Source organism: Vaccinium witches'-broom phytoplasma str. VAC (assembly GCF_000309405.1).
In the GTDB taxonomy this organism is placed as follows: Bacteria; Bacillota_I; Bacilli_A; order Acholeplasmatales; family Acholeplasmataceae; genus Phytoplasma.
Genome location: NZ_AKIN01000270.1, coordinates 1 through 240, shown reverse-complemented (window position 1 = coordinate 240; position 240 = coordinate 1). Strand labels below are relative to the sequence as shown.

The following is a 240-nucleotide window of genomic DNA, read 5'->3' as shown; positions in this document are numbered from 1 at the left end:
CTTTAGCCAACAAAACTTCAGTAACTAAAACAGAAGAATTTTATCACATCTTCGAAAAGACTTTAATCGAAGCAATCACTACCAACGAAGAGATCATTTTATCGCCTCAAATTGGATTCAAAGATATGTACAATTTGTTACAAAACATTATCTTCAATAAAGATAAGATATAGTTGTACAACACCGGAGGAAATAATCTTGTCTTTTCCATTAGCAAAAAAGAGACCAACGAATCAAATT

Annotated in this window: 1 pseudogene; it reads left to right on the top strand. The window is 30.8% G+C overall.

The features are described 5' to 3' along the window. Positions 1–116: pseudogene (locus RI68_RS04425) on the top strand (HU family DNA-binding protein); the annotation flags it as partial. Positions 117–240 lie beyond the last annotated feature (124 nt).